Below are 5,709 nucleotides of genomic sequence, written 5' to 3' on the forward strand. Positions count from 1 at the left end.
TTCAGTTTCTGCTTCCGTTGTGGGTGAAACTTCGGGAAGAGAATTAGTTTCTGTTGTGGGGTTATTTGTGGCTGGTATTGTTCTTGTCAAAGCCACACCCAAAGTTAGAGGTCCTGGGATGTCTGTGTCTGGGTCAAACTCTAATCTTTCACTTTTGAGGTCACTTTCTGCCCAACTCTGAGGATAAGGTTGGGTTAGCAGTAGGGAAATAGCTTCAATACCAGGGACGGGATTAATTTCTAAATGTCTGGCTAATCGATAAAAAGAAATACCGTTCCTAAACTGTTGTGTAATGGGGTGTTCTCCATAATTGGTGACAATGGGAACAGCAGGGCCAAGTCCTACACCTGTACCGGAAACATCCACTACTAAGCGATTATCTAAAATTACACCCCACTCTTGTAACAAGCCATCAAGATTAGTTTCTGTATTGGGGTCAATCATGAATAGTGCATTACCACCACTATTGAGATAATTTTGTAAGGCTTTGACTTCGTTATCAAATAATTCTCTTTGGGGACCGGCGACTACAACTAAAGCTGCGTCTTCTGGAACTTCAGATTTTTCTACTAAGTTCAGTGGTAATGTTACATAATTTCTATCATTTAATCCTTGAATAGCTTGTGCAATTCCTTCTTGACCGGATATCATTGCTTGTTCGCCATGACCTTGCAAAAAGTAAACTGGAATTGTGGTGGTATTGGTAATTTGTTGTAGGCGATTTGTTAATCTAACTTCTGACAAACGTTGATTGACATTTAAGGTTTCCACTAATTGGCGATTGTCTCCAGATTCTAAATAAACTTCGCCATAGTTTTTGACTCCAAATTTGTTTGCTAGGGTGGGTTGAGATTGGGGGTCAATATATTCAAACTGAAAATTAGAAGTTTGTCGCCGATAATTTTCTAATAGTTCCCTATCTTGTGGATTTCTATTAACATCAAATATCCAGACTTTCACTGGTTGGGGTAAGTTATTTAATAATTCTTTTGATTGGGGGGCTAGGGTAAATAACTGGGTTTCTGTTAAGTCTTGGCGGAAGTTGTAGCGAGTCCCTAAAAAGTTAATTAAGCCTAAAATTACTAAGACGGCGACAGTTGCAACTAAGGCGTTAGTGCTGGCTTGAGTTGAACGGCTATTCCACCATTTATGTTGCTGGCTTTGCAAGATTATCCATAACCCAATAATCAGAGTACCGGCGATGAGGAAGATGAGCGGAATGATTCCCCAGTTTCCGGAAACTAACCCTGATGTTAAGCCGACAGCTACTAAAAAGGGACCTAGCCAAAATAAATATTTTCCCAGTTTGTTTTTTTTGATAGTCTTCATGTGATTAGTCATTGGTCATTGGTCATTGGTCAACAGTCAATTAATTACTAATTACCGACGTTGAAAACGCAGGGCATCAATTGACTGGGCTGTGAGAAAGATACCTAAAACAATGTAACTGGTAAATAAAATTATGGCGCTGGTGTCAAAAATTCCTTGGATGAGGGTGTTGTAATGTTTTAATAATGAGAAATGACCTACTATTTCTCCCACTGAACCGCCGATGCTTTTGGCAATTACATCCACAAATAATAACAATAGAACCAGGGCAAAGGTGAGGACAGCAGATAAAATTGTGCTGTCTGTGAGGGAGGAAATAAACATTCCTAATGATAAGATGGCTGCTGCTAACAAGATTAAGCCCAAATGCCCTACTAAGGGAATAGTTAGGGACATGGGAGGATTTGAGGCACTGATGGCGATCGCCTGAAATACAAACAATGGCACAATCATGGTGGTAAAAAATGTCAGTACCCCTAATAATTTACCTACAGCTACCGCCCAGTTAGTCACAGGTGAGGTGGCTAATAATTCCAAAGTGCCGCGCTTGCGTTCTTCCGCATACAATCCCATTGAGAGAATTGGTAAAATAAATAACAATAACCAACCAATTCTATCCAAGAATGCCCTGACAAATTCATAGGGGACATCTATGGGCGGTGTTGGTGCGCCTAGTTGTTCTCCTTGTAAATCTATTTGGATGACTGCGGAGATAATACCATCTGGCCCTAGCAAAATTGTGACAAAGAATAACCCACCTATTAGCCAAAATACACTAGCGATCGCATAAGCTAAGGGCGAGATAAAATAACTCTGTAACTCTCGGCGATAAATGGCAATAATATTGCTCAGAACTATACCCATTTATGCTGCTTCTCCTTCGGTGGTTTCTGAATCTGCAACGACATCTAGATTTTTTTCTTCTGTAGTCAGTTGCAAAAATACATCTTCTAGGGTAGCGCTGACACGGCGCATTTCATGTAATCCAAAGCCGGAATTAAGTAACATTGCAGCTATATCCGTTCCCGGTTCAATTCCTGGTTTTGATATTACCCGCAAGTGGGCGCGGTTTTCTCTGGGTGGGTGATTACTAAAAACAGATTCTACCAGACTGACACCAGGGACATTTTGCAAAACTTGTTTGGCTAAACTACTATTTCCCTCAATTTCTAATTCATATCCTGCACCACCTGCCAACTGTGTCATCAGGTTTTCTGGTGTATTAGTTGCTACTAATTTTCCTTTATTAATAATAGCTACCCGGCTACAAGTCATACTCACCTCTGGCAAAATGTGGGTAGACAAAATAATCGTATGAGTCCCAGCGAGGCTTTTAATTAAATTGCGAACCTCAATAATTTGCCGGGGATCAAGTCCTACTGTGGGTTCATCTAAAATAATCGCCGGGGGATCATGAACAATGGCTTGAGCAATGCCGACTCTTTGACGATATCCTTTGGATAGTTTGCGAATAATGACTTTGCGCTTATCTTCCAAGTTGCAGCGTTTGATAGCGGCTGTCACCTTTTCGGTGCGATCGCCTGCGGAAATACCCTTAATTCGGGCTACAAAATGTAAAAACCCTTCCACCGTCATTTCTGGATATAAAGGCGGTGTCTCAGGCAAATAACCAATGCGCTGGCGGACTGCGAGGGAATCATCATTAACATCAAAACCAGCAATTCTGGCTTTCCCCTCTGTAGCTGGGAGATAACCGGTTAAAATCCGCATGGTTGTAGTTTTACCAGCACCATTCGGCCCCAAAAACCCTAAAATTTCCCCAGGTTCGACGCTAAAGGTGACATCATTAATAGCTGGGGTGGAACCGTAGGTTTTACTGAGATGTTCTACTTCAATCATCTTCTCTTTGTTAGGCGATCGCTCAGATATACAATACCCAATCATCTTAGATCATGTAGGGATTAGGACTGGGATAAAGTGCTGGGATTTCTGGCATGACTAAAAATCAGCAAATTCGCTAAAATATGTGAGTAGTCGTAGAGTTTACGGAAGAACCCCTCCCAGCGCGTTGTAATACTTTGGCTCAAAGTAGCCATCACTAATTTACTCTTACAAACCAATGATGGTATATTTAATACAATAAAACATTAAAATCTAAGTATTAACTAATGTTGAATAATCCGCAGCCACAGGGAAAATATGATGCAGTGCTTAGTGGCGAAAATCAATCTTCAGAATGGTCAGATGTTTTGGGTAGTATTGAAGATGTCAAATTACAGATGAATCATCCTGACCAACAGACAAGAATAGCAGAAATTTCACAGGCTTTGAATTATGTAGAATCAATTTTAGATTTGGTAATTCAAGCTTTAAATGATGAATCTATAGAAGTACGAGATGCGGCTTATTCTTTATTAAACACTCGTATAGAAAAAAGAGTGAAACAAGCATTGAAAATATTTGAAGACAAACAACTAAAATCAGCCGTAGGAATAAACTACAGGAAACTGCGTGGCTTACTGAAAGTAGGGATGTGGGACGAAGCTGATGAGGAAACAGCAAGGGTAATGTTAAGAGCTATGGATCGAGAAGAAGAAGGTAGATTAAGACAAGAAGATATTGATGATTTTCCCTGTGAAGACCTGCACACGATTGACCAATTGTGGATACAATACAGTGATGGTAAATTTGGTTTTTCTGAACAGAAAAGGATTTATCAAGGTTTTGGAGGAACGAAACAGTACGACGGAACAATCTGGGAGCAATTAATTGACGAGGTAGAATGGACAGACGAAGGAATATCTTACTACAGATATTTGTACCACAGAGATAGAATTTTTAATAAGAAAGCCCCGCAAGGACACCTCCCCTGCTATTGGTGGTATAACGCGGGTATGTGTCGCAAGTTGTTGTGTGTGTCTCTTCTCTCACGTCGAGACTTTTAAAATATAAAATTACAGACCAAGGGCTTTGTCTTACTCAAAAAACGCTCTTGTGGTGGCTTATGACAAAGTTATAGAATTTAAATCAGACTAATATGAAACTTGGTTCCAGCGAGGTTTGTTTCTAGGTGATTTAGTATGATATGAAGAAGAAATCGCATCCTACGACAAAGCTTTAGAATTGGAGCCAGATGACGAAGAAACTGCCAAAAACAGGGCTATGGCGATGGATAATTTATCTCAATACTTAAAGAAGCATTGCTAAAAGTTATGCTCCGCTAGCAATATATTATACAGGATTTGCGAAATCTTGAGAGTGCGATCGCACCTATTAGACTAGCTTCACTGACCAAACACAAGTCTTTGAGGTACAGAGGATTGATTTTTGCAGCGTTAACCTATATATTGCTTCCCATCTTTCGCCGCTAAATTTCTGCTGCTTACCAATGCAGTGCGATTCACTATGTCCAATCAACGCAAAATTAAAAGTATCTACACCGATGGCGCTTGTACTGGGAACCCTGGCCCTGGGGGTTGGGGTGTTGTCGCTTATTTCAGTGATGGCAAAGTTCAAGAAATGGGTGATGCTGCCAGTCATACCACTAATAATAAAATGGAAATGCAAGCGGCGATCGCAGCTTTAAATTTCTTTCACGCATCAGGACAAGCTGAACCCATCACCCTCTACACCGATAGCGAATACCTGATTAACTGCGTCACCAAGTGGTTACCAGGATGGAAAAAAAGAGGCTGGAAAAAAGCAGACGGTAAACCAGTCCAGAACCAAGACCTGTTAGAAATTCTCGATCAACTCAATACTCGCCAAGTAAATTGGCAACACGTCCGGGGACATTCTGGTAACATAGGTAACGAGCGTTGTGATGCGATCGCTCGCTCATTCGCTAGCGGTCAAATCCCTTCTCTACAAGAATTATCCGCCACTGAATCCTACAAGTCTTTACATTCTCTAAGTGAAGCAAATGTAGAACAAGTAGCAGATTATGCATCTAATTCTAAAATATTTAACAAAAGTACACAAGATGACGGTACTTTTATATCAGATATAAACATCATGGAAACATCCACCGCACAAACTGCGGCCGTAAATGAAGAAAAATTATCTACAACCAGGGTAAAGCAACTGAAAAACTTGCTGGAAACTCTGCGTATAGCTGATGAAATTTCGGAAAAAGGCTACTTAATTACAAGTTCAGAACTAGCAGACTTGATGGATGTCCACGCCAGCGCTGTCACTAGTAGAGGAGACGAATGGCGCTGGCGGAACTGGATTGTCTCACGGGTAAGACGGGAAGGAAATCAAATTCTCTGGGAACTAGAAAGAGGCGATCGCCTAGAAAACGAAGACGATTCGTAATTCGTAACTCCACTAAATTTACCTCTTACTCCCCTCCTCGCTTGCGGGGCTACGGTGTACACACAAGTAGGCCTAGAGCGAGTTTCCAACCAAAAAAGGTGG

Annotated in this window: 5 protein-coding genes; 2 read left to right on the forward strand and 3 right to left on the reverse strand. The window is 40.9% G+C overall.

The window, feature by feature from the left end; genetic code table 11:
• The 3 genes from ACM0OP_RS23585 to ACM0OP_RS23595 all read right to left on the reverse strand — a co-directional run.
• The coding region (locus tag ACM0OP_RS23585; RefSeq protein WP_414530838.1) for a GldG family protein at positions 1-1,329 on the reverse strand (1,329 nt) is incomplete at its 3' end.
• A gap of 51 nt (positions 1,330-1,380) precedes the next feature.
• Complete coding sequence (locus ACM0OP_RS23590) at positions 1,381-2,193, reverse strand: ABC transporter permease (RefSeq protein WP_414530834.1); 813 nt, start codon at positions 2,191-2,193, stop codon at positions 1,381-1,383.
• Positions 2,194-3,189: an ABC transporter ATP-binding protein gene (locus tag ACM0OP_RS23595; protein ID WP_414530839.1), complete on the reverse strand. Its 996-nt coding sequence runs from the start codon at positions 3,187-3,189 to the stop codon at positions 2,194-2,196.
• Between the two features lie 269 nt (positions 3,190-3,458).
• Between ACM0OP_RS23595 and ACM0OP_RS23600 the strand changes: the two genes are divergently transcribed.
• The gene (locus tag ACM0OP_RS23600; RefSeq protein WP_414530835.1) at positions 3,459-4,235 is read left to right on the forward strand and encodes a GUN4 domain-containing protein; all 777 of its coding nucleotides are present in this window, start codon (positions 3,459-3,461) and stop codon (positions 4,233-4,235) included.
• A 460-nt stretch (positions 4,236-4,695) separates the two neighbouring features.
• The gene (gene rnhA, locus ACM0OP_RS23605) at positions 4,696-5,607 is read left to right on the forward strand and encodes a ribonuclease HI (protein WP_414530836.1); all 912 of its coding nucleotides are present in this window, start codon (positions 4,696-4,698) and stop codon (positions 5,605-5,607) included.
• The last annotated feature ends 102 nt before the right edge of the window (positions 5,608-5,709 follow it).

This window comes from Nodularia chucula CCY0103, from assembly GCF_963923915.1.
GTDB classification, from domain to species: domain Bacteria; phylum Cyanobacteriota; class Cyanobacteriia; order Cyanobacteriales; family Nostocaceae; genus Nodularia; species Nodularia chucula.

Bases quoted from the DNA above. Each gene is read 5' to 3' on its own strand.
- ACM0OP_RS23590 (WP_414530834.1), bottom strand. From the start codon at position 2,193: ATGGGTATAGTTCTGAGCAATATTATTGCCATTTATCGCCGAGAGTTA.
- ACM0OP_RS23595 (WP_414530839.1), bottom strand. From the start codon at position 3,189: ATGATTGAAGTAGAACATCTCAGTAAAACCTACGGTTCCACCCCAGCT.
- ACM0OP_RS23600 (WP_414530835.1), top strand. From the start codon at position 3,459: ATGTTGAATAATCCGCAGCCACAGGGAAAATATGATGCAGTGCTTAGT.
- rnhA (WP_414530836.1), top strand. From the start codon at position 4,696: ATGTCCAATCAACGCAAAATTAAAAGTATCTACACCGATGGCGCTTGT.